This window comes from Enterococcus cecorum DSM 20682 = ATCC 43198, assembly GCF_000407565.1.
In the GTDB taxonomy this organism is placed as follows: Bacteria; Bacillota; Bacilli; order Lactobacillales; family Enterococcaceae; genus Enterococcus_E; species Enterococcus_E cecorum.
In genome coordinates this window covers 65,676-89,204 of sequence record NZ_ASWI01000003.1, presented here as the reverse complement: position 1 = coordinate 89,204, position 23,529 = coordinate 65,676, and the positions used below count along the sequence as shown (strand labels likewise).

The 23,529-nt window shown below is 38.4% G+C and carries 24 protein-coding genes and 1 riboswitch; of the genes, 21 read left to right on the top strand and 3 right to left on the bottom strand.

Features of this window, described 5'->3' with window-relative positions; genetic code table 11:
- Positions 1 to 442 precede the first annotated feature (442 nt).
- Positions 443 to 543, top strand: a riboswitch (TPP riboswitch).
- A 54-nt stretch (positions 544 to 597) separates the two neighbouring features.
- Entirely contained in the window at positions 598 to 1,176 is a 579-nt protein-coding gene (gene thiT / locus I567_RS01100; protein ID WP_016250411.1) for an energy-coupled thiamine transporter ThiT, read from the top strand.
- 69 nt (positions 1,177 to 1,245) lie between these two features.
- Here thiT and I567_RS01095 read toward each other — a convergent pair whose 3' ends face one another.
- Positions 1,246 to 2,202 (bottom strand): biotin--[acetyl-CoA-carboxylase] ligase, encoded by a 957-nt coding sequence (locus I567_RS01095; RefSeq protein WP_016250410.1) that lies wholly within the window; start codon positions 2,200 to 2,202, stop codon positions 1,246 to 1,248.
- A 1,073-nt stretch (positions 2,203 to 3,275) separates the two neighbouring features.
- Between I567_RS01095 and I567_RS01085 the strand changes: the two genes are divergently transcribed.
- From I567_RS01085 to I567_RS01070, 4 genes are all read left to right on the top strand, one after another.
- On the top strand, positions 3,276 to 3,644 hold the full coding sequence (locus tag I567_RS01085) for a hypothetical protein (RefSeq protein WP_016250408.1): 369 nt from the start codon (positions 3,276 to 3,278) through the stop codon (positions 3,642 to 3,644).
- 87 nt (positions 3,645 to 3,731) lie between these two features.
- Positions 3,732 to 4,439: a hypothetical protein gene (locus tag I567_RS01080; RefSeq protein WP_016250407.1), complete on the top strand. Its 708-nt coding sequence runs from the start codon at positions 3,732 to 3,734 to the stop codon at positions 4,437 to 4,439.
- Between the two features lie 157 nt (positions 4,440 to 4,596).
- Complete coding sequence (locus tag I567_RS01075; RefSeq protein WP_016250406.1) at positions 4,597 to 4,839, top strand: Veg family protein; 243 nt, start codon at positions 4,597 to 4,599, stop codon at positions 4,837 to 4,839.
- Between the two features lie 96 nt (positions 4,840 to 4,935).
- Entirely contained in the window at positions 4,936 to 5,379 is a 444-nt protein-coding gene (locus tag I567_RS01070) for a GNAT family N-acetyltransferase (RefSeq protein ID WP_016250405.1), read from the top strand.
- An 85-nt stretch (positions 5,380 to 5,464) separates the two neighbouring features.
- Here I567_RS01070 and mscL read toward each other — a convergent pair whose 3' ends face one another.
- Complete coding sequence (gene mscL, locus I567_RS01065; protein WP_171302455.1) at positions 5,465 to 5,878, bottom strand: large conductance mechanosensitive channel protein MscL; 414 nt, start codon at positions 5,876 to 5,878, stop codon at positions 5,465 to 5,467.
- A 211-nt stretch (positions 5,879 to 6,089) separates the two neighbouring features.
- Here mscL and yfmF point away from each other — a divergent pair, with 211 nt between their 5' ends.
- The 14 genes from yfmF to I567_RS00995 all read left to right on the top strand — a co-directional run bounded on the left by yfmF (position 6,090) and on the right by I567_RS00995 (position 19,041).
- On the top strand, positions 6,090 to 7,355 hold the full coding sequence (gene yfmF / locus I567_RS01060) for an EF-P 5-aminopentanol modification-associated protein YfmF (RefSeq protein WP_016250403.1): 1,266 nt from the start codon (positions 6,090 to 6,092) through the stop codon (positions 7,353 to 7,355).
- The gene (gene yfmH, locus I567_RS01055) at positions 7,348 to 8,637 is read left to right on the top strand and encodes an EF-P 5-aminopentanol modification-associated protein YfmH (RefSeq protein ID WP_016250402.1); all 1,290 of its coding nucleotides are present in this window, start codon (positions 7,348 to 7,350) and stop codon (positions 8,635 to 8,637) included. Before yfmF ends, yfmH begins: the two co-directional genes overlap by 8 nt.
- Positions 8,638 to 8,823: 186 nt before the next feature.
- The gene (locus I567_RS01050) at positions 8,824 to 9,762 is read left to right on the top strand and encodes a helix-turn-helix domain-containing protein (RefSeq protein ID WP_016250401.1); all 939 of its coding nucleotides are present in this window, start codon (positions 8,824 to 8,826) and stop codon (positions 9,760 to 9,762) included.
- A 110-nt stretch (positions 9,763 to 9,872) separates the two neighbouring features.
- On the top strand, positions 9,873 to 10,451 hold the full coding sequence (pgsA, locus tag I567_RS01045; protein ID WP_026209940.1) for a CDP-diacylglycerol--glycerol-3-phosphate 3-phosphatidyltransferase: 579 nt from the start codon (positions 9,873 to 9,875) through the stop codon (positions 10,449 to 10,451).
- A 64-nt stretch (positions 10,452 to 10,515) separates the two neighbouring features.
- Positions 10,516 to 11,760 carry a competence/damage-inducible protein A gene (locus I567_RS01040; protein ID WP_016250399.1) on the top strand — a complete coding sequence of 415 codons (1,245 nt, stop codon included), beginning with the start codon at positions 10,516 to 10,518 and terminating at the stop codon, positions 11,758 to 11,760.
- A gap of 126 nt (positions 11,761 to 11,886) precedes the next feature.
- Entirely contained in the window at positions 11,887 to 12,933 is a 1,047-nt protein-coding gene (gene recA / locus I567_RS01035; protein WP_016250398.1) for a recombinase RecA, read from the top strand.
- 217 nt (positions 12,934 to 13,150) lie between these two features.
- Positions 13,151 to 14,710: a ribonuclease Y gene (rny, locus tag I567_RS01030; RefSeq protein WP_016250397.1), complete on the top strand. Its 1,560-nt coding sequence runs from the start codon at positions 13,151 to 13,153 to the stop codon at positions 14,708 to 14,710.
- A gap of 217 nt (positions 14,711 to 14,927) precedes the next feature.
- Complete coding sequence (locus I567_RS01025; protein ID WP_016250396.1) at positions 14,928 to 15,149, top strand: helix-turn-helix transcriptional regulator; 222 nt, start codon at positions 14,928 to 14,930, stop codon at positions 15,147 to 15,149.
- Positions 15,136 to 15,897, top strand: a complete 762-nt coding sequence (locus I567_RS01020) for a DUF3169 family protein (RefSeq protein ID WP_016250395.1) — start codon at positions 15,136 to 15,138, stop codon at positions 15,895 to 15,897. The genes I567_RS01025 and I567_RS01020 overlap by 14 nt, the downstream gene beginning before the upstream one ends.
- A 28-nt stretch (positions 15,898 to 15,925) precedes the next feature.
- The gene (locus tag I567_RS01015) at positions 15,926 to 16,825 is read left to right on the top strand and encodes an ABC transporter ATP-binding protein (protein WP_016250394.1); all 900 of its coding nucleotides are present in this window, start codon (positions 15,926 to 15,928) and stop codon (positions 16,823 to 16,825) included.
- Positions 16,818 to 18,080 carry an ABC transporter permease gene (locus I567_RS01010; RefSeq protein WP_016250393.1) on the top strand — a complete coding sequence of 421 codons (1,263 nt, stop codon included), beginning with the start codon at positions 16,818 to 16,820 and terminating at the stop codon, positions 18,078 to 18,080. The genes I567_RS01015 and I567_RS01010 overlap by 8 nt, the downstream gene beginning before the upstream one ends.
- Positions 18,081 to 18,264: 184 nt before the next feature.
- Entirely contained in the window at positions 18,265 to 18,456 is a 192-nt protein-coding gene (locus tag I567_RS01005) for a hypothetical protein (protein ID WP_016250392.1), read from the top strand.
- On the top strand, positions 18,446 to 18,724 hold the full coding sequence (locus I567_RS01000) for a type II toxin-antitoxin system YafQ family toxin (RefSeq protein WP_016250391.1): 279 nt from the start codon (positions 18,446 to 18,448) through the stop codon (positions 18,722 to 18,724). The genes I567_RS01005 and I567_RS01000 overlap by 11 nt, the downstream gene beginning before the upstream one ends.
- A 74-nt stretch (positions 18,725 to 18,798) precedes the next feature.
- Complete coding sequence (locus tag I567_RS00995) at positions 18,799 to 19,041, top strand: hypothetical protein (protein ID WP_016250390.1); 243 nt, start codon at positions 18,799 to 18,801, stop codon at positions 19,039 to 19,041.
- Positions 19,042 to 19,087: 46 nt separating this feature from the next.
- Here I567_RS00995 and I567_RS00990 read toward each other — a convergent pair whose 3' ends face one another.
- A complete protein-coding gene (locus I567_RS00990) occupies positions 19,088 to 19,927 on the bottom strand; it encodes a Cof-type HAD-IIB family hydrolase (protein ID WP_016250389.1) in 840 nt (279 codons plus the stop codon).
- A gap of 240 nt (positions 19,928 to 20,167) precedes the next feature.
- Between I567_RS00990 and gor the strand changes: the two genes are divergently transcribed.
- On the top strand, positions 20,168 to 21,514 hold the full coding sequence (gor, locus tag I567_RS00985) for a glutathione-disulfide reductase (RefSeq protein ID WP_026209941.1): 1,347 nt from the start codon (positions 20,168 to 20,170) through the stop codon (positions 21,512 to 21,514).
- A 375-nt stretch (positions 21,515 to 21,889) separates the two neighbouring features.
- The gene (locus I567_RS00980; RefSeq protein ID WP_016250387.1) at positions 21,890 to 22,801 is read left to right on the top strand and encodes a LysR family transcriptional regulator; all 912 of its coding nucleotides are present in this window, start codon (positions 21,890 to 21,892) and stop codon (positions 22,799 to 22,801) included.
- The last annotated feature ends 728 nt before the right edge of the window (positions 22,802 to 23,529 follow it).

The following is a 23,529-nucleotide window of genomic DNA, read 5'->3' as shown; positions in this document are numbered from 1 at the left end:
CCTTATTATAGCAACCGGTTGCGTTAAAGTCAAAAGGAAAATGAAAGAACGCAAAATATCTTGTACGAACCATCTTGTAGTACTAAACTATAGTCAAAATAATGGCTTACGAGGAGTGGGTAGTATGTATCAAGAACAAACGAAGACTTTTCATTGTGATATTTGTAAAAAGCAAATCCAAGCTTATGAGGTGTGTTAGACCAAATGGCAATTTCCACCTAAGATAACCGTGCCCCAAGACATGCCCATCAAAGCATTAGCCTATCAAAAGGCAAAAATAATTTGTGAGGATTGTCAGTCAAAAGTTTTTGTGAAAGAGTATCAGTCCTTATAGTTACTGAGTGGCCTTATATTTTTCAAATTTCACAAAAAATATAAGCACTTTACTTGTGCTTTAGATTTTTTGTGTTATGATAGAGGTGTAACAAAAATTAAATAGAATCCACTCACAAAGGGGAGCCAATTTGGCTGAGATTGAGGAAACTCTAAACCCTTCGTACCTGTATCGGTTATGCGAGCGTAGGAATTGTGAAGTATGAGAAGAGCGACAACTTCTCCTTTGTGAATTGTGATGATTCTAAAGGAGGAGTTTTTTGTATGAATAAAAAGACGGAAATATTGTTAGAAGGGACGATTATGGCGGCTTTGGCGATGGTCCTACACTTTGTACCGCTGAATATCGGCAGTAGTTTTACGATTAGTTTGGGGCAAATTCCTTTGACTTTGTTTGCGTTACGACGGGGCACCAAACCAGCCTTATTTGCCGGTTTATTATGGGGGATGTTGTACTTTGTCACAGGAACAGCCTATATCTTAACGCCGGTTCAAGCTTTGATTGAATACCCAATTGCCTTTACCTTTGCGGGCTTTGCAGGACTTTATCATGAACCATTGATGCAAGCGATGCACGATCATAAAGATGCGACGGCCAAATTAGCGATTATTAAGGGAACTTTAGCTGGTGCAGGTGCGCGCTTCTTCTGGCATTTTGTTGCTGGATGGGTATTCTGGGGTGCCTATGCTTTATGGGGAATGAAGCCATGGTTATTCTCTTTAGTGATGAATGGGGCAAGTGGATTAGCCTCTGCTGCAGTGGCCGCAATCGCTCTATTAATCATGTATTCGACGGCGCCAAGTATTTTCCGTGCGTCTTTACACCGTACTTCTAAAGTTTAATGATAAGCGATTCTTCTAGTCAAAAAAAAGCCGTTCATCCAATGGTTGGGTGAGCGGCTTTTTGGTAAGTTAATTTTCGATTTGGCTGAGGCTAATTTCCCCAGAGGATAGTACCCTTTCCTGTCCGTTACAATCGACGACTAATTCGCCCTGTTCGGTAATGGCACAGGCTTTTCCACTATAATTTTGCCCATTTTGACTAAAGTGGACGATTTTACCTAGGACATAAGACTTCTCGCGATAGATTTGGAGATAATCTTGATGAGGTAGGGCAGCGATTAAATCAAAGAAATTCTGCCAGATTAACTGAATCAGCTCATTACGTGTAATATCGGGGTCTTTTTCATATAACGCACAAATCTTAGGCTGTAACTCTACTGGAATCTGACTCGGATCAATGCAAAAGTTTAGCCCGATACCGATAATGACATGACTAATACGTTGGGTTTCAAAATCGCTCATCGCTTCAGTTAGGATGCCGCAGACTTTTTTGCCCTCAATATAGATGTCATTTACCCACTTGATTTGCGTAGGCAGACCGGTTAATTGCTCGATTGCCTGACTGACCGCCACCGCAGAGAGCACGGTATATTGTGGCAATTCTTGAAAGTGTTGGTTAGGTGAAAGCAAAAGACTCATATAGATTTGGCCTTTAGGTGAAAAGAATGATCGTCCAAAGCGGCCGTGTCCTTGTGTTTGCTCCTCAGCGACAAAAAGGGCGAAATCAGTTTGCTTACTTATCGCGGCTTGTTTGGCTTGATGCATGGTTGAATCTACACTTTCACTATAGTAGATTGCACTTTTGGGTAAATAAGGATTACTCAGTGCGGCTGTTTCGATGACATCGCTAGCTAATAAACGATAGCCCATCTTTTGGTGCTCGATATTGTAACCTTGCTTTTCCAATTCACGGATCGCCTTCCAAATCGCAGTTCTAGACACGCCAATCTTTTGTGCCAAGTTTTCACCAGAGATAATTTCTTCATGTGCTTTTAAGTAAGATAAAACTTTTTCTTTTGTATTCATACATATAACCTCGGATGTTAGATAAGTTCATTGTAACATAAAAGCAGCAGGTTGTGGGTGTGGTTGTTTTATCTAAGTAAAGGTAAAGATAATGTTATTTATCAATTGTGTCATAAAAGTCATTTATTTAATCATCTTGATGTTGGAGAATACAGCTTTAAAATCTTGTTGAATTATTGTTGTGAATCAAGAAAATGAATATTTTGTATAAAAAATATGTATAAACTCTTTAGAAAATATAGTAAGAATATTATAAAGAAGAAATCGCTATGATATATAGGTTAGTAATAAAATTATTTTATATTTAAAAGGGGATATTTAAACATAAATGAAAAAAAGATGGTTTGAAAATAGAAAATAGAGATTCGTTTTGAATAAAAATATCACAGTATCCGGGATATTTTGGCACCTGTTATAAAAAATAATTCAATATTTCTGATTTATCAATTTTTTTTAATGTTAGTTTTTATATAGATAGGGGAAACATATCTGAAAGGAATGCTATCATTTAGCTATAAGGAAAATATGTTTCAATTTTTTTTGAATAAGCAAAGGCTGAAATTATACGAAAGCTTACAACACTTACCCCAAAAACAATATTTAAGTTATAAAGAAATCAGTAAGGAAACAGGAATAAGAAAAAAGGCTATTCAACAATTCTTTTTATGCTGTGATGCCACACTTATTGCATACACGATTGATATAGATGATCAAGGAATCAGTTATAAGGGAAATGATGACTTATATCCTTGGTGTATTTTTCAGATCTTGTTATCTGATAATTTGGCGTTTCAACTACTCTTTCAATTATTGAGCGGCGATTCTTTTAGCTGCATAATGAAAACGAGACGACCGGAGTCGTCTCGTAAAAAAGTCTAACTTTTGGGGGTCACCTCAAAACATGGTTGCATCCATTTCATATTTCTTTAAAGCATCAAGGTTCTGTGAAAGTAGAAGGTGATAGGTACCAGTTAGAATGGCTTAGAGTATGGATATCTCTAATTTCCAAACCTGAAAGCAATCCTATTTTACTTGGTGAGACACGGATATATGAACAAAGTGAGGCTTATCATTTGAATTTTCAATTATCACCAAGAGGAAAAGTCTTTTTACTGAAACAAATCATTGGCTTAGAGCAGTTAGTACTTGACGTCCAAAATAAAAAGCAATTGGAAAAGAGACTAAGCCATTTAGAAGACACCTATCCGCTGAGAATTATTCAAAAAGAGCGATGTTGTCAGTTGTTATGGCGCATTTGCTTATTTCAAAGATATGTATCAATGCAAAATTTAGCACCATTTCAAGCCAGCTATGAAAATTTAAGTACAGCATGGAACTGTTTTGCTGAAGAATTTACAGAATTACGCGCCTTAGAAAAGAATAATAAAAGTTTAGCAAGGTATTTTCAACGTTTACTAATGAATTGTATTGTTATGGAATAAAAAGTTGTTTGTTTCACAAGTATTGAATACTCCGGCTATTTTCGTTATAATGATTGGCAGTTTAGCAAATGAATATTAGGGGTAAAAATGAAAGATGAACGATTGAAAGTTGAAAAGCAGCTATCTTTGGCAAAGGTAATGGATAGGCTTGAAAGAAGTGTGTCCATTGAAAATGTTGTAAACGGATTCTATATTAATGGCTGTGCGTTTCCAGAGGATGATGGGGAAATGCTGGCAGTAATTGGGCTATCCATTCAAGGCGTATCTTATACAGTGTTGCTATCTGAAAAGTATGTCAGTTATCTTCGTATAGGTATAGATTTATTTTTTACACAATTGATTATGGCAGACTATTACTTAACTAGAAAAGAACAGCAAGAAATTTTTAGCCAGATGTTTAAAATACGTTTTTGTTCCGTTCCAGTCATAACCAGAGATTTAGTGCTTATTCCGGTAGTGTCGCATAAAGATTACAGTATCTGGGTGAATCCAAAAGTCATTGATCATTTATCACAAAATGGTATCCAGTTGTCAAATAACAAATGTCAATTAGATACTCAATTTAATCGAAAAAAACTGATCAAATACGGCTATTTTGCGTATCTCGGGCAAGCCATCCTCAAGCGTGATTTGGATTCTGAGAAGGTATATCAAAAATGCCATAGTTATGAGACCTTTTTAGAGATTCCTAAGACTTACTACAATCTAAAAGTAATCGAAAAGCTAAAGGAACAGACCTTTCATCTACAGCGGGGGAATTTCTTGCGTGAGTGGATGAAATATCTACCTTTTTAACGTAAGCTGCCAACAAGGAATTCGTTAAACCGCATTCATCATTTTCTTCATTAAATCTCTTTCATTTTCTAACATTCTTAGTTGAAATTTGATTTTGAACGTGGTAATATTGATTATTTTATCTATTTGTGTTACAATGGAGCTCGAGGTGAATGCGATGACAGCAACGGTAGCCAGCATTAAAAAAGATCTTCAAGCACATATTGGTAGCCAGATTCAAGTGGTCGTTCAAATAGGTCGTAAGCGTCAAAGCAAGCGTAAAGGGATTTTGACACAGACTTATCCAGCAGTTTTTGTCGTGGATTTAGATCCTGAGGAAAATGCTTTTGAACGCGTGTCTTATAGCTACTCTGATATTTTGACGAAGACGGTAGAAATAGAGTATCTACCAGCCATTTAGTAACAAGTAACACGAAAGACTGATTCTACATAGGGTTAGTCTTTTTTACTGCAATTTGTTTCAATAGACCGTATAATAGAGGCGAGGGGGGATCGCATGGATATTACAGCTAAGAAATTTAGTGATTTAACTACGATGGAATTATTCGAGCTGTATCGTTTGCGTAATCTAGTCTTTATTGTCGAGCAAAACTGTCCGTACCAAGATATTGATGAACACGATTTGTCAGCTTATCATATTTGTTTACGAATAGATGATGAGATGGTGGGTTATGCTAGGATTTATCATCAAGACGAGAAACTTAGAATCGGACGTGTCGTGGTGCATCCAAAAGTGCGTCATCAGCGTGTGGGGTGGCAATTGATGCGTGCGGCGATTGATTACAGTTCGTATCAGTATAAAGGCGAGGATGTCTATATCAGCGCCCAGACTCATGCGCGGAAATTTTATGAAGGTTTTGGTTTTGAGGCGATTTCAAATGCTTATTTAGAAGATGGCATTGAACATATTGATATGCGTTTAGCTTCAGAAAAAGTGTAAGACATGTCTTTATTTTGCCTTCAAACGGTAAAAAGTAATAAAAAATACCTAGCCGTAATGATTGGGCTAGGTTTTTTTATCTGGATTATTTTGCTTGTTCTTTTAATAAATCGCGAATTTCAGCAAGGTAATCTTCGGCAGTTGGTGCTGGATCGGCAACCACTTCTTCTTTCTCTTTCTTGCGAGCACTTTTCGCTTTGTTGGCAGCTTTCACAATAGTAAATAACACAAAACCAGTAATAATAAATGTAATAATTGCACTAATTACTAAACTAAATTGGAAAGTTACACCCTTAACAGGAGTCCAGTCAAGCACTGATAAGGCACCTTCAAAATCCTTTGTACCAGTGATTAAAGATACGACTAAACCTACTAAAGGTGTGATTAAACCATCAACCACGTTTTTCACGATAGCAGTGAAGGCACCCCCAATGACGATACCAACAGCCATGTCTAAAACGTCGCCTTTCATCATAAACTCTTTAAACTCTTTTAACATACCTTTCATTTTCAAACCTCTTTCAATAATTTTTTACAAAAATATTATATAAGAATGCTTGTGAAATTTGCAATCAATAAGGCTTGTAAATACAAGATTTTTTCAGATTTAAGGCACAAAAGGCGAGCTTTTATAAAAAATGTGTTATAATTAATCCAAATATCATTTTGCAATAGTTTTATTTAAAAGAAACCGATTTAGGAGGGGTTCTATGCTTGAGTTGCAAGAGGGAGTTACTTTAAGTGTGATTCCGACACAAAAATTCAAGACTGTACGTATTTTTATTCGTTTTACGACCACGCATGAAAGACGTCTAGCTAGTCAGCGTACTTTGCTTACTAGTGTGTTAGAAACGAGCAGTGCCAAATATCCGCGCCAAACGGATTTAAGTGCCCAGTTAGCGCAAATGTATGGGGCTAGTTTTGGCATGAATGTGACGAAAAAAGGCAATCTACATCAATTAAATGTAGCAATGAGTCTAGTTAATGGGAAGTATCTTTCAGATGAGCGCTTACTATCAGATGGCGTGGACTTTTTAGAAGAGGTGCTTTTTTCGCCATTAACCAAAGATGGGCTGTTTGATGAGGCGACCTTTGAGTTAGAAAAAGCGAATTTAATCGAATATATCGAAAGTGTGCAAGAGGATAAACAGGCCTTAGCTGGGTTGAAATTACAAGAGTTGTATTTTGATACTTCCAGTGATCAAGGTGTACCTAGCTTTGGTTTGGCCCAAGATTTGCGTGAAACAAGCAATGCCGATTTGATGAAAGCTTATCAAAAAATGATGGCAGAAGATCAAGTGGACATTATCGTAGTTGGCGATGTCACTCAAGAAGAGATGGCGCAATTATTTAGCAAGTGGCCTTTCAGTCAAACCAAACGCGTCCAACCAGACATTTTTTACCACCAAGATTTCCGTCCAGTCGTTTCTGAACAAGTCTTGCGTGAAAATGTTACTCAGTCTAAATTGAATTTGGCGTATCATACCGATATTTACTACACAGATGAAGAGGTTTATGCCTTAACGGTGTTTAATGGTTTGTTTGGCGGCTTCCCACATTCGAAATTGTTTATGAATGTGCGTGAAAAAGAGAGTCTCGCTTACTATGCGTCAAGTAGTATCGATTCTTTTAGAGGACTTGTGACCGTGCAGACCGGAATTGATGGCCAAAATCGGGAAAAAGTCATGCATTTAATCAGTGAGCAATTAACCGCTTTAGCCCAAGGAGATTTTTCTCAGCAAGCTTTACTACAAACCAAGGCGATGATTCAAAACCATCTCTTGCTTTCACTGGATAATGCCCAGGCGTTAAGCGAAATGGAGTATATGCACGCTTGGTTGCCAAATACACGTAAAACACCAGAAGAATATATCGAAAAAGTCATGCAAGTCACCAAAGAAGAGGTACAACAAATCGCGAAAAAACTGCGTCTCCAAGCGGTCTTTTTCTTAGAAGGAAGTGAAAAGCATGCATAAAAAACGCTACGAACAAATTAATGAAACTTTATACTATGAACGTTTAGACAACGGTTTGAAAGTTTATCTTTTGCCAAAAGAGGGATTTCATAAGACGTATGGATTATTTAGCACAAATTATGGTTCGATTGATAATCATTTTGGCTTTAAAGGTCAAGAATTGCATCAGGTACCAGATGGGATTGCTCACTTTTTAGAGCATAAGATGTTTGAAAAAGAAGAGGGTGATGTGTTCCAAAAATTTGGGCAACTAGGTGCTGCAGCCAATGCCTTTACGAGTTTTACGAGAACGAGTTATATATTTGCGGCGACCAATCATATCAAGGAAAACTTAGACACTTTACTTGATTTTGTCCAAGATCCTTATTTTACCCCTGAGACGGTTGAAAAGGAAAAAGGCATCATTGGTCAAGAAATCCAGATGTACGATGATGATGTCTATTGTCAACAGTTTTATGGTATGTTGCGCAACCTTTATGCCAATCATCCAATGGGAATTGATATTTTAGGTACAGAAGAAAGTATTGCCCAAATTACGGCGGATGATTTGTATTTGTGCTACCAAACCTTCTACCATCCAAGCAATATGACTTTGTTTGTGGTCGGCAATATTGATGTGGAGGAAACATTCGCTTGGATTAAAGCCAATCAAGAAGCGAAAACTTTTGCGCCGATTCAAGAGATTGTCCGCGTCTTTCCTGAGCAAACCTATGAAGAAGTCGTCTCTTACAGCCAGCTAAAAATGCCGGTGAATCGCAGTAAGTCGGTGTTAGGAATCAAAGGCTTGCCACAAAACTTGCCGCAAGATCCTAAAGAAAGAATGATTTTTAGAAGTGCGCTCCATCTATTACTCCAAATGCTTTTGGGCAATACTTCTGAGAATTTCTTGCGCCTGTATAATGAGGGGATTATTGATGATACATTCGGTTTTGAGTTTAACTTAGATCGCGAGTTTCACTGTGCGCTCTTTTCTTCGGATACCGATAAGTTAGACGATTTTGAACAAGAAGTGAAGCAAATCGTCTTGAATTATCGCAGTGATCCAACTGTGAATGAGGAAAATCTAGCGTTATTGAAGAAGAAAACGCTCGGCAAGTATTTCCAATCATTGAATTCTTTAGAGCATATTGCCAACCAATTTACCCAAGATTTATTTGGCGAGTTGACCTTGTTTGATATGCCAGACATCATTAAAGGCATTACATTAGAGGATGTTTATCAAGCAGCGGATCAATTTATCTGTGAAGCCGGTTTTAGTCGCTTTGATTTAATTCCAGAATAAGCTATATAAGTGGCGTCTTTCATTGCAAAGAGGTCACTTTTTTGGTACATCGATGGCACACAGTAAGCGAAATGTTTAATTTTTTGAAAATAGTTTAAATTTTTGATGGAAAATTACAGGAAAATGTTGTGATTTGTGATATTCTAATAGAGCTAAGAATTTTTAACAGACTGGGGTAGATAGTAAGTGGGTAAGGAAACAATCATTGGTGCAACATTGAGAGAAGCCCGTTTAAATAAAAAGATATCATTAGATGAATTGCAACAAATGACCAAGATTCAAAAGCGCTATTTGGAGGCTTTGGAGCAAGGTGCCTTTGACCGCTTGCCAGGAGATTATTATGTGCGGACCTTTATCCGTCAATATGCTCAAGCGGTAGGGATTAATGGTGAGAAATTAGTGGCGGCTTTTGATGGCGATGAGGATCAATTGTTGCCAGAATTGCCAAAGCGTGAACAAGTGGCAGAAGTTCAAAGTACCCGAACACAGGTGCACACCCAAATGAGCCGTCGTGGCAAACAAAAAGACTATATTCCGATTATTGTATTAGGTAGTATCGCTTTGGTTATCTTGATTATTGTAGGTTATACGACTTTACAAGATTATAAGAGTACGTCGATGATTGAAGCACCAAGCAGTGTGGAAAAGCAAGCAAGCAGCAAATCTTCTACTAGTCACACTTCTTCAAGTAGTAGCACAAGTGAAAGTACTAAAGAAAGCAGCACGACTAGCACAACGAAAGAAGAGAAGAATAAGCTAGAAATGTCTGTGACCCAACTTTCGGCAGCCCAAGCGCAAGTGGCTATCAATCAAGCCAAAGCACCGATTACCTTCCAATTTAAAGGCGTCAATGGTCCTTGTTGGGTAGGGGTGATGGTCAATGGTAGCTATTTATATCAATACACTTTGCAAGCCGGTGTCGAACAAACCTACACACTACCTGATCAAGTGACACAAGGTACGATTGTGTTAGGGGCAAGTGACAATGTCGAGGTTCAAGTCAACAGTCAAAAGCTAGATTTCAAGAACCCTGCTTATAAGGCAACGAAAAAGAATCTAGACTTTATCATCAGCTATCAAAATCAAGGCACTCAAGCCAATCAAACAACGACACAAGCACACTAAACGTATTTTTGTAAATAAAATGGAAAAATTCATGCATTTCATGTATAATTTGGAAATGTAATTATCAATTAAAGTGATGCCAATAAGGATTTAGAAAGACGGTGTAAGTGTTGAATTTACCTAATAAGTTAACGGTTTTACGTATTTTTATGATTCCGTTATTCATCATTATGTTAGCTGCGCCTATTCATTTAGGCAGTATCGAAGTCATGGGACAAACATTATTAATCACGCATTTATTAGCAGCCATTATTTTTGCGGTGGCGAGCTTTACAGACTGGCTGGACGGTCAGATTGCCAGAGCGCGTGGCTTAGTGACCAACTTCGGAAAATTTGCCGATCCACTAGCCGATAAGATGTTGGTGATGACAGCCTTCATTTTATTAGTCGAGTTAGGCAAGGCACCAGCTTGGGTCGTGGCGATTATCGTGTGCCGAGAATTAGCGGTGACTGGTTTACGTCTCTTGCTAGTAGAACACGGTGAGGTCATGGCAGCAGCGTGGCCAGGTAAGATTAAGACCGCAACGCAGATGTTTGCGATTATTTTCTTGTTATTGAATAATATTCCTTTTGCGGCTTTGAATATTCCGGTAGACTTAATCTTATTATATGCATGTCTAGTGTTTACCATTTATTCAGGAGCAGATTACTTTATCAAAAACAAGGATGTATTTAAAGGTTCAATGTAATTAAAAAAAGGTTCAGAAGTTTTCTGGCCTTTTTTTCGTATTTAATAAGTAGAGGTGAAAATGCATGAATGCAGAAATCATTGCAGTCGGAACAGAGATTTTGATGGGGCAAATCGTGAATTCTAATGCCGCCTATCTTTCAGAGCAATTAGCCAATTTGGGGATTAATGTTTATTATCATGTCGCAGTCGGAGATAATGAAAAGCGATTGACGGCCTGTCTTGAACGTGCCAAAAGTCGGAGTGATTTAATCGTGCTTTGTGGTGGGTTGGGGCCTACGCAAGATGATTTAACCAAGCAAACCGTAGCCAAATTTGTCAATCAAGAATTAGTCTATGATCCAACAGGGCATGCACGTTTGATGGATTATTTTGCCAAGACCAAGCGCGAAATGACCGAAAATAATTTATTACAAGCCCTCACTTTTAAGGATGGTCGGGGTATTGCCAATCCAAATGGTCTAGCGGTCGGTATTTATTATGAAGATAGCGATCATACCCACTATTTATTATTGCCTGGGCCACCGCGCGAGTTAAAGGCGATGTTTCGTCAAAATGTTGTGCCACTTTTGCGTGAAATTAACCCACAAGATACGAAACTCTATTCTCGGGTGTTGCGTTTTTATGGGATTGGCGAATCGCAGTTAGTCACGCTTTTAGCTGATTTCATTGACCATCAGACTAACCCAACGATTGCTCCTTATGCCAAAACCAATGAAGTAACGTTGCGCCTGACAGCCAATGCCCCTACCCAAGATGAAGCCGATGTGTTGCTGGATGAATTAGAGGAGAAAATTCAAGCTTTGGCCGGTGCTTACTTTTATGGTTATGGCGATGATTTTTCGTTAGCGGAGGCGATGATTGCGCAATTAAAAGAGAAAAATCGGACAATCAGTGTGGCTGAGAGTTTGACAGCCGGCCTTTTTGCTTCCACTTTAGGACAATATCCGGGGGTGTCACAGGTCTTTAAAGGTGGTGTGGTTACTTATTCCCTTGAGATGAAGGCGGCCTTATTAGATATTGATGCCGATTATTTACGAGAAGTCGGGACGGTGAGTGAAGCTTGTGTCACCTTAATGGCTAAAAATATGCAGCAAAAAGCGCAAACAGATTATGCCATTGCTTTTAGTGGCGTGGCAGGACCTGATCAATTAGAAGGCCAAGCAGTCGGAACGGTCTGGATGGCTTTGGCGACACCAAATGGGGTACAGACTTATTGCAAACAGTTCCCCCATGGACGTAATGAAATTCGCCAAGCCGCTGTCATGTTTGGGTTAAATCTCGTTTATCGCGCGCTTTTAGCTGAATAACAAGCCTAAAGATAGCTTGAAACAAAATCGAATACCTGTTCGTTTTTGCTTGCATTTTTACCTAGAAACGTTTATGATAAAAATGAGTTTGAATCGAGTAGAAGGATTCATGAAAGGGGAAGAATTATGGCCGATGATCGTAAAACAGCCTTAGATGCTGCATTGAAAAAAATAGAAAAAAACTTTGGTAAAGGCTCTATCATGAAGCTTGGTGAAAAAGCTGACCAACAAATCTCCACCGTACCAAGTGGCTCGCTAGCATTAGATGTCGCTTTAGGAGTAGGGGGTTATCCAAGAGGGCGGATTATTGAAGTATACGGCCCAGAAAGTTCTGGTAAGACGACGGTTGCTTTACATGCGATTGCCGAAGTTCAAAAACAAGGCGGAACTGCAGCCTTTATCGATGCCGAACACGCTTTAGATCCAGCCTATGCCAAAAAGCTAGGCGTGAATATTGACGAATTACTTTTATCACAGCCAGATACCGGTGAACAAGGTCTAGAGATTGCTGATGCCCTTGTTTCTAGTGGCGCGGTCGATATTATTGTCATTGACTCAGTTGCCGCTTTAGTGCCACGTGCCGAAATCGATGGCGAAATGGGGGATACACACGTTGGGTTACAAGCCCGTTTAATGTCTCAAGCCCTACGTAAATTATCTGGTACGATTAATAAGACTAAGACTATTGCGATTTTTATCAACCAAATCCGTGAAAAAGTCGGTGTGATGTTTGGTAATCCAGAAACCACACCTGGTGGACGTGCCTTGAAGTTCTATGCGACCGTTCGTTTAGAAGTGCGTCGTTCTGAACAATTAAAACAAGGTAGCGATATTGTCGGTAACCGTACCAAGATTAAAGTCGTGAAAAATAAAGTGGCGCCACCATTTAAAGTCGCTGAAATTGACATCATGTATGGCGAAGGAATTTCTCAAGAAGGGGAATTACTAGATATGGCGGTCGATGTTGATTTAGTTGATAAGAGTGGTGCTTGGTATTCGTACAATGGTGAGCGAATTGGACAAGGTCGCGAAAATGTCAAAAACTATATGAAAGATCACCCAGAGATGGTCAGTGAGCTTTTAGTCAAAGTTCGTGATGCCTATGGTATTGGTGATGGTACGACCATTGAAGCGACAGAAGAAACCGAACAAGAAACATTAGATTTAGAATAATGGACTGTTAAAGACCTCAATCGCCTAAGTTTTTTGGGCATCTGAGGTCTTTTTGTGTAACAAAGCACCAGTTTATAGAATAGCGATTTTTAAGTTGACACACCAAGTTGGAAACATTAGAATAAAACTGTGTATATTATTATGCACCTAAGTAGATTCATTTATTCTGAACAAGATTTAAAACTACATTAAAAAACGATAGTATGGAGGTGATTCAATGGTACTTTACATTCTCCTCGCTATCATCGTGGGGTTGGTTGTCGGTTTAGGGATTGGAATTTTTGTTGCGAATACTCGTCACACCAAAGAAATTGCTGATGCGCAAAATTCGGCTGTTGGGATTATCAACGCGGCGAATAAAGAAGCTGAAACTCTGAAAAAAGAAGCTCTATTAGAAGCCAAAGAAGAAAATCAAAAATATCGCAGTCAGATTGAAAGCGAAATCAAAGAAAGCAGACAAGAATTAAAATCACAAGAAAATCGTTTGCTTCAAAGAGAAAAGCTTTTAGATCGCAAAGATGACTCATTAGAAAAACGTGAGCACACTTTAGAAGGCAAGGAAACAAAACTTGCAGCAAAACAACACGTTATCGATGAGCGAGAAAAAGAAGTTGAAAAGTTAATTGAACAACAACAAACAGAATTACAGCGCATTGCTGAATTAACTAAAGAAGATGCCGCACAAGTCATCATGAAACAAACAGAAGAAGAATTAAGCCATGAGTTAACAATGATGGTGAAAGAATCTGAACAGCGCGCCAAAGAAGAAGCGGATCGTAAGGCGAAAAACTTACTTTCATTGGCTATCCAACGTTGTGCTGCTGACCAAGTTTCAGAATTGACAGTCTCTGTGGTCAATCTGCCAAATGATGAGATGAAAGGTCGCATCATTGGTCGTGAAGGACGAAATATTCGTACCCTTGAAACATTAACCGGGATTGATTTAATTATTGATGATACACCTGAAGCAGTGGTGTTATCCGGATTTGATCCGATTCGTCGCGAAATTGCCCGCATGACACTTGAAAAACTCATTCAAGATGGCCGTATTCATCCAGCGCGTATTGAAGAAATGGTCGAAAAATCACGCAAAGAAATGGATGAACGAGTTCGTGAATATGGAGAACAAGCTGCCTTTGAAGTGGGTGCACATACCCTACATCCTGATTTAATCAAGATTTTAGGTCGTCTACATTTTAGAACAAGTTATGGTCAAAATGTGTTAAATCACTCAGTTGAAGTCGCTAAATTAGCAGGCGTCTTAGCTGCTGAACTAGGAGAAGATATCCAATTAGCCAAACGTGCCGGTCTTTTACATGATATCGGTAAAGCGCTCGATCATGAAATTGAAGGCTCACACGTGGAAATTGGTGCCGAATTAGCAGCAAAATATCGAGAAAATAAAGTGGTGGTCAATGCCATTGCTTCTCACCACGGTGATACCGAAGCAACTTCTATCATCTCTGTTTTAGTAGCTGCAGCCGATGCTTTATCTGCTGCCCGTCCAGGTGCTCGTAGTGAATCATTAGAAAACTACATTCGCCGTTTGGAAAATCTAGAAAACATCTCTAATAGTTTTGAAGGAGTGGAATCTAGTTTTGCTGTACAAGCAGGTCGTGAAGTCCGCGTAATGGTTAAACCAGAAGAAATATCAGATTTAGACGCAGTTCGCCTAGTTCGTGACATCCGTAAGAAAATTGAAGATGAGTTGGATTATCCAGGTCATATCAAAGTTACGGTTATCCGCGAAACTCGTGCTGTGGACTATGCAAAATAAATAATCTCACCAGTCTAGTGAAGTTGCTAGGCTGGTTTTTTTGCTTTGAGAAAGGTTGAAAAAAATACGAACCTTCCTTCCTTTACTAGCGCCTTTGCCAAAAATGACAAAAAAACTTGTCAAAAATAATTGACAAGAATAGTTGTCAATGTTAGAGTGTAGATGACAAGGATATTTGTTAAAAATGATTCAAAAAAGAATATCGAGGTGGGAAAAGATGGGGTTGATTAACCATTTAAAAGAGTATCGTTCTTCTTTAGGATTGAATCAAACCGAGCTTGGTAAATTAGCGGGGGTATCCAGGCAAACCATTAGTCTCATTGAGCGTGGTGACTATTCACCCTCTGTGGCCCTTGCCCTAAAAATTGCTAAGATCTGCCAAGTCAAAGTAGAAGACATTTTTCAATTAGAGGAGGATGACGAAGATGAAAAAGGATAAGGTGTTGAAGAAATGGGTAGGCAAAACGATGAAATTTGCTTTATTAGGCGCTGTAGTTGGTCTGGGGGGGTCAATTATCGGAGGATTGAATCGTAGCTTTTGGCATATCGATTTAAATCAGCTCAAACTATTTTTACACCAAGTTTCTGTTTATCTCTTTTTGTTTGGATGTATCGTTGCGAATATCGTGTTGGGGATTTACTATGGAAAAACGAAGCGGACTGTACAAAGGATTGTCCAAGCAGAGGAAGAGGTATTAGATTTTTTAGAAGATAAATTTGAAATACAGTTTGCTCGTGGTCAGATTTTGGTGGTTGTGAGTATCTGTTTCTTCATCTTGGGTGCGTGCTTATTAAATACAATTATTGAGATAGATATCTATCTTATCATTGCGGTTTTATATATTTTCAATTTTTTCTATACCGACTATGTTGTTATCCAGTTGTATCGTTTATCCATTAAGGTTTATCCTGAAAAAAGTAAGGCTGATCCGACTTCGATGAATTATTTAGAGCAGTGGTTATCCTATAGTGATGAAGCCGAAAAAGAACTCACTTACCAAAGCGCCTATTCAACGTTTAGTAAAATGCAAATCGTTTTTATTATTGCGATGTTTCTTGCGTTTATCGGTCAATTACTTTTCGATACAGGATTTTTTGCAATACTGATAGTTACCGCGTTATTTGGGACGTTTAATATTATATTCCAAGTTTATTATTTGAAGTTACGTAAACAAAAATTAAATTGAAAGATGATTCATTAAAGAGGTGTTTGCTGTGTTAAGTGTACGAAATTTATCCAAGACTTTTGGGGATTACAAAGCGTTGGATCAGCTATCCTTTACCATTGAACCGGGCTCGATTTTAGGATTAATTGGCCAAAATGGTGCAGGGAAAACCACGACTTTCCGCTTGATTTTAGATTTTTTACAAGCAGATGAAGGTGAAGTGTTATTCAACGGTCATCCAATCGGGGAAGCAGACTATAATTTCATCGGCTATTTGCCTGAAGAGCGTGGATTGTATCCGAAGTTAACGATAGAAGAGCAATTATTATTTTTTGCAGAGTTACGGGGCAAATCAAGGAAAGAAATCGCCCCACAAATTGACGACTGGCTCGAAAAATTCCAAGTAAAAGGCAAGAAAACCGATAAAGTTCAGACGCTCTCAAAAGGGAACCAGCAAAAAATTCAGCTGATTGCGACCTTAATTCATCAGCCGAAGTTAGTGATTTTAGATGAACCATTTAGCGGCTTGGATCCGGTAAATGCTCAAATTATGAAAAATGCGATTATCGAATTGCGCCAATCCAATGCTTGTGTCATTTTTTCAAGTCATAATATGGACAATGTCGAGCAAATTTGCGACCAGTTAATTATGCTGAAAAATGGGCAAACTGTCCTAAATGGCAAAGTCAATGAAATCAGAGAATCCTTTGGTCGTAGTCGTTTATATTTAGAAGGCGATTATACCGAGTATCATTTTGAGACTTTACCAGGTGTGGCCAAAGTCGATACCCATCAAGCTAATCGCACTATTTTGCATTTATCAGATCCCAAGGTGGGAAAAGAAATCTTCCAAATGGTGACTAAAGACGGTTATATTCCGATGTTTATTCAGCAGCCACCAACCTTAGAAGAGATTTTCAAGATGAAAGCAGGTGCGGAAAATGAGTAAGTTTTGGATTATTGCATTAAATGTTTATAAAAAACAAGTACGTTCGGCCGCTTTTTTGATTATGGTTTTGGCGCCACTTGTGATTGGTGCTTTGTATTATGGCATGGGGAAATTTATGAGTGACGCGTCTAGCATTGACAAAATTGGCGTGTATGACCAACAGATGGTGCTTGCCAACGCCTTGAGCCAATCAAAGGAATTCGAGTTTATTGCGATGAAATCTGAAAAGTCCGGTGAAAAGCAACTGGCAGAAGATAAAATTGATGCCTTCTTGGTTTTAGATACTTCAAAAGAGGTCCTCGAAGCAAAATTATTGGCCAAAGATAGTGTGGAAACCAGTACGCAGCTAAAATTGCGCATGATGTTAAGTCAAATCCAACGCCAAGTCTCTGCCCAAAAGTTAGGATTAAGTGCCCAACAATTAGCTCAACTTGAACAACAAGTGCCACTTACGGTAAATAAAGTGACCGTCAATGATCAAGGCCAATTAACGAAAAAACAAGAAGATGGCGCAGCTGTTCAGATGATTATCGGATTTGCTTGTACGATTATTTTATTCTTGTTTATTGCGAATTATGCCAATATTATCGCCCAAGAAATTGCGACGGAAAAAGGTAGTCGGATTATGGAAATTATATTATCGAGTACCAAGGCAAGCACGCATTATTATGGAAAAATCATGGGTGTCATCTTGGTTGGTTTGACACAGATGGCTGTCTACATTCCCGTCTTTTTGTTTGGTTTATATCAATTCAAGGATAATGAGCAACTGGCGCCATTTTTAGCAAGTGTGGATTTTGGGGCGCATTTTAGTTGGACTTTATTTTTAAATATTGTCTTAGTGGCGCTGTTTGTCTTGACGGGAATTGTCCAATATGCGGTCTTATCAGCGGTGGCAGGCTCTCTTGTCAATCGCGCAGAAGAAACCTCCAAAGCCATTATGCCGGTGATGTATTTGGCGATGATTGGCTATTTTGGCGGCTTGGTCTTTAGCTTTACCAACACGCAAAGTCCGATTTTAACCATTACTTCTTATATTCCGTATTGGTCTAGTTTTGCGATGCCACTTAGAATTGTCAATGAAGTGGTCAGCTATCCAGGCGCTTTCATCAGTTTAGCGCTAAATATTGTGATTAGTACCGTGGTGATGGTCTTATCAGCGAAAATGTATAAAGCCAATGTTCTTGTTTACAATGACCGCGGTGTGTTGGCGGCTTTCAAACAATCCATCAAATTAATGAAAACCGTGAAATAACTCAAAAATGTGTAGTAAGGTGAAATATTCTTGCTACACATTTTTAACTCTTTGTGAATAAACTAAATAAAGAATAATCTCTGTTTTCATTTGTAGTTTCATACTAATTCATTCACTTTTATCACAATGAATGATATATTATAATTGAAATCAGCTTTTTTATTAAAAGAATGGAGCGATGAAAATGTCTGCAAAAGTGGATGAATTAACTAGGATGATTAATGGTCTCAATGCTGAAGAACTTGACTTAATTATTGAATATATCTATACACTAAAAGATTTAGAAAACATCAAAGCACGGTTAGACGTAGAAAGCGGAAATACAGAAGCGTTTGATAGTGTAGAAGAATGGTGGCAGAGTATCAATGAAGATTAGGCAAACTCCTGCATTTAAAAGAGACTTGAAAAGATACAAAAAGAAGCACTATGATATTACTAAAGTTAAAGTTGCTGTCGAATGCATTATTTCAAAGGATACTTATAAGTTAAAGACAGTCTATAAGGACCATTCGCTAAAAGGAAATTGGCAAGGATATAGAGAGCTACATATTGAAGATGATTGGCTTTTGATTTATAAAATAGAGAAAGAAAGTATAACTTTGGTGTTAACTAGAACGGGTAAACATGATGATTTATTTGATTGATACTTCAGAAAATAGCTTTCTTTTTGTGAAAGTATTATCATATAAACAAATAAACCATAGAATCGAGGCAGGCAATGAATTTCAACAATATGCATAATATTCGCCAATACAAAATCGAATTAACCGCAGATGCACCCAATATCGACATCGTGGCTTTGAAGAATTTTGGGGTCTGGATGAATCCCTATGATAAGTTTTACGTACTGACCTTAACAGATGCAGAAAGTTCTTATACACATTCGCAACTTTTTATTCAGGACTTTTTCAAAAAAACAGGCTTAAAGCAAAATCAAGTCACAATTCAAGCACAATATTAAGGCAAAAAATGCTCAACCTCATTTTCAAGGCTGAGCATTTTTTTTGTTAGATTAAACCTAATTTTTCAAAAGCATGGGCAAGTCCATCGTCTTCTACTGCATCGGTAATAAAATCGGCCATAGCTTTGATTTCTTCGCCACCATTGCCCATTGCGACACCGACTTGGCAATATTCAAGCATCGGAATATCGACCTTCGCATCTCCAAAGGCAATCGTATCTATCTTTGAAGCGTGCAGATGGTCAAGTAAAATATCAATGGCATGCGCTTTGGTAATGTCTTTCACACCTAAATCACCAAACAAGGCTGTTTCGCCAACACCACCCCATGTGCCAGCTTTTAGATGCGCAAAGGCTTGTTTGCTTGCTTCATGGTCTTCATAAGAGTTGAGGACAAAGCTGATTTTATTCACATCATCCCGATACAGCTCCCCACCGAAAACGACGCCATGTAGCACGTCTTCTACTTCTTGATCTTTTACTTCTTCTAGCTTTTTTCCTTTTTTCAGTGCGTATTTTTTCATGACTGGACGCGCCACTTCACGAAAGTTTTCACTCGCAAAAAGCCCGTTATTGCTCTCGATGTAAAATTCTAATTGCCGCTCATGCAACCAATCGACAATTTCACGGACATCTTTGGCAGACAACATTTGATGCATAATCACCTTGCCGTCATGTTCGACATAGGCCCCGTTGCCCCCAATCATCCCATCCAGTCCGATATTTAAAATATAATCGGGCATTTCCGCTTTACTTCGCCCAGTGCATGCGTAAACTAGATGCCCATTTGCCCGTGCCTTTTGAATAGCCAGTTTGGCAGATTCAGGCAACGTGTTATCATAATCGACTAAAGTCCCATCAACATCGAGAAAAATAATTTTTGACATAGTACCTCTTCCTTTGTTGTTTTCTTATCTTTATCGTATCAAAAGGTGTGTGAATTGATAAGCGTTTACAGTGGAATTCAAATAGTATTTACAAAATAATAGCAAAAAATATATGCAATTTGTAAATGTTGTTTCGCCAATGGCAGATATTTTGGGGATTTTTTGTGGTTATGTTATACTCAAAGCAAATATTCAACCAAAAAGTGTTGAAAATAATTTTTTAAGGTGATGTAAATGAGTATACCAACTTATGATTATATTGTTATTGGTGGCGGGAGTGGTGGAATTGCCTCTGCGAATCGAGCTGCGATGCGTGGCGCCAAAGTGTTATTGATTGAAGGTCGTCATCTAGGGGGGACCTGTGTGAATGTCGGCTGTGTCCCTAAAAAAGTGATGTGGCAAGCGAGTCATGTGATTGAAGCTGTGGAAAAAGAAGCGGCGGGCTACGGCATTTATGCACATGTGGATAAGTTTGATTTCGCAAAACTTGTGGAAAACCGTGAGAATTATATTGAATTTCTACATGGTGCGTACCAAAGAGGCCTTGATAGCAATAAAGTTGAAGTTATCCACGGTTATGCACAATTTGTGGATAACCATGTGATTTCTGTGGACAACCAACAATTTTATGGGAAAAACATTTTGATTGCGACCGGAGCTAGACCGATGCCATTAGCAATTCCTGGTGGCGAATATGCGAAAAACTCCGATGATTTCTTTGCTTTGACGGAGTTACCTAAGCATGTTTTGATTTTAGGGGCTGGTTATATTGCGGCAGAATTAGCAGGTGTGATGCATGGTTTAGGTTCACAGGTGACTTGGGCGTATCGCAAAGCACGACCATTGCGCCAGTTTGACACCCAAATAATCGAATCTTTAGTGAATTTATATCAAGCGCGCGGCATTACGACTAAGGCCAATCATGTACCAGCCAAAATCGAAAAGACAGCTAGCGGTTATGAAGTGACTTTTGAAAATGGTGCGGTTATTGCGACAGATTATGTATTGTTTGCCGGAGGACGCGTGCCAAATGTGGAAAAGATTGGTTTGGAAAATACGGATGTCAAGCTGGATGACCGGGGTTTTATTGCAGTGGATAAATATCAAAAGACAAGTGTGGATCATATTTTTGCGGTGGGCGATGTGATTGGCAAACTAGAATTAACCCCAGTGGCAATTGCGGCTGGACGTCGATTGTCTGAGCGTTTATTCAATGGTCAAACCGATGCCCATTTAGATTACAATTTAGTACCAACTGTGATTTTCACGCATCCAGCTATTGCAACAATTGGCGATAGTGAAGAAGCAGCCATTGAAAAATATGGTGCCAAAAATATCAAAGTGTATCGCTCTACTTTCACACCGATGCATTATGCGTTAAGCGACTTCCGCGAAAAATCTGTGATGAAACTAGTCTGCTTAGGTAAAGAAGAAAAAATTATCGGACTTCATGGCATTGGCGTAGGTGTTGATGAAATGCTTCAAGGATTTGCGGTGGCGATTAAAATGGGCGCAACCAAAGCCGATTTTGACAACACCGTAGCCATCCACCCAACCGGCGCCGAAGAATTCGTCACGATGAAATAAAGGATGTGAGGTAGCTTGGGCAAATACGAGAAAATTCATGTATTACCTTCTGCTAAGAAAATCGGATGAAAGGAGATTTTCTTAAGCAGGAGGGTGAATTTTCCGAGTATTTAGTTGATTGATACTGATAAAGCTAAGTTTTCCGGAATGTCAGGAAAATCCATATTTTTTAAGATTTTCCAAGACAGGCCGGCTTAGATGCACAGGAGCTACTCGGTGAACACGGATTAATAAAGATTATGGGGTAGCTTGCTTAGACGCGAGTTACGAAGCGTGATAGATAAAGGCTATCAAATGAAAGTCTAGAAGTGGTTCACAAACGAGCAGATAAACAGGTATAATGGGAAAAAAGGAAGGTAAAAAGGTGGTTTTAGGATGAATATTCAACAAATGCGTTATGTGACGGCGATTGCGAATAATGGGAGTTTTCGAGAAGCAGCCAAAAAACTCTATGTTTCGCAACCGAGTCTGTCCCATGCGATTAAAGAATTAGAACAAGAATTAAATGTGCAGCTATTTGAACGCACGAGTCAAGGGGCCTATCTGACTAAAGAAGGTAGCGATTTTTTCCAATATGCGCAACAAATTTTATCGCAAGTGGAGTTGCTTGAAAATCGTTACGCCACGAAAAGCGATCATACCAAGCATTTTTCGATTGCCAGTCAGCACTATGATTTCTTATCTATTATTCTAAGCGAGATGATTCAGGATTTTCCAGAGTGTGAATCTTTCCGTATTTACGAAAATACGACCTTAAGCGTGATTAAAGATGTGGAAGAATATCGTAGCGAATTAGGCATTTTATATCTGAATGCTTCCAATAAAGTGGCTTTAGAGCGAATGTTTAAGGCTAGTGAACTGACTTATGAGGTGTTGCATGAGTTTCAAACGCATATCTTTTTAGGTGAAAATCATCCTTTAGCGACCAAAGCAGAGATTACCTTAGATGATTTAATGCCTTATCCGCAAATTCGTTTCTCACAAGAAAGTGACCATTATACTTATTTTTCAGAGGATTTATTGGATTTTCCAGAGGTGGTGCAGGTCATTCATGCTTCTGACCGTGCGACATTAACCGGTATCTTAACACGAACAAATGCCTATGGTTCTGGCTCTGGCTTGGTTGAAGATGGGCCTTCCCAGGGGATTTTACTGATTCCGCTAGCCAATGCGCCGAAAAGTCAGTTAATTGCGATTCATCAAAAAGACCGTGTCCTTTCAGATATGGCGGAAAGCTTTTTGTCGCGACTGAAAGACTATTTACAACATTTTCATCAATCAAAATAAACCAGGGACTTGTTCTCTGGTTTTTTGTAAGTATGGAAAATAAATCAAAAAATAGCCATTCCTCTAACTTAACTTTTTCGCTACGGTTAGAATGGCTATTTTGCCTAAATAATTATGCGCCCGTCAAAAATGGACGATTGCTTCCACTCACATTATAGCAAATTTTTGAGAAATAACTAGACATTGTAGAAAAAATTCTCTCCTAATAAGAAAAGCCCCATCAGAATGGCCCTGGCTGCTATTTAAATACTGATATCTACATGTTTATCTCTGTTCAAAAACAAATAAATGTTATCTTAAATTTTCATAAAGTTGAAAAATGGGGATAAATTTGATAGGTTGATAAAATTTATAATTATTCTAACTAAAAAATAGATAACGTACATTAAAATATCTTTTGTTTTGTATTTTTATGAAAATGGGTCAAATGATAAAATTTTTACATAGCAATTGTTCTTTTTATTTGATATTTCAATAAAAACTTATGATAAAGTGCGAAATAAAATCTTTGAAAATATAAGAAAAAAGTATACAATAAAGCTATAGAGTGAATGTATTTTCATTATTTTTATCACTCGGACAAACTTTTTGTTGATTTCACTGATAAGCCGTTTGAAATAAGTGAGTACAGCGAAAAGCCGTTTGTTTGTAGCAAGTCCGTCTGATGATGAGATTTGCTTTATTCGTCACTGCTTGAAGTTTTCAAGCAAATCATTTTATATTGGAGG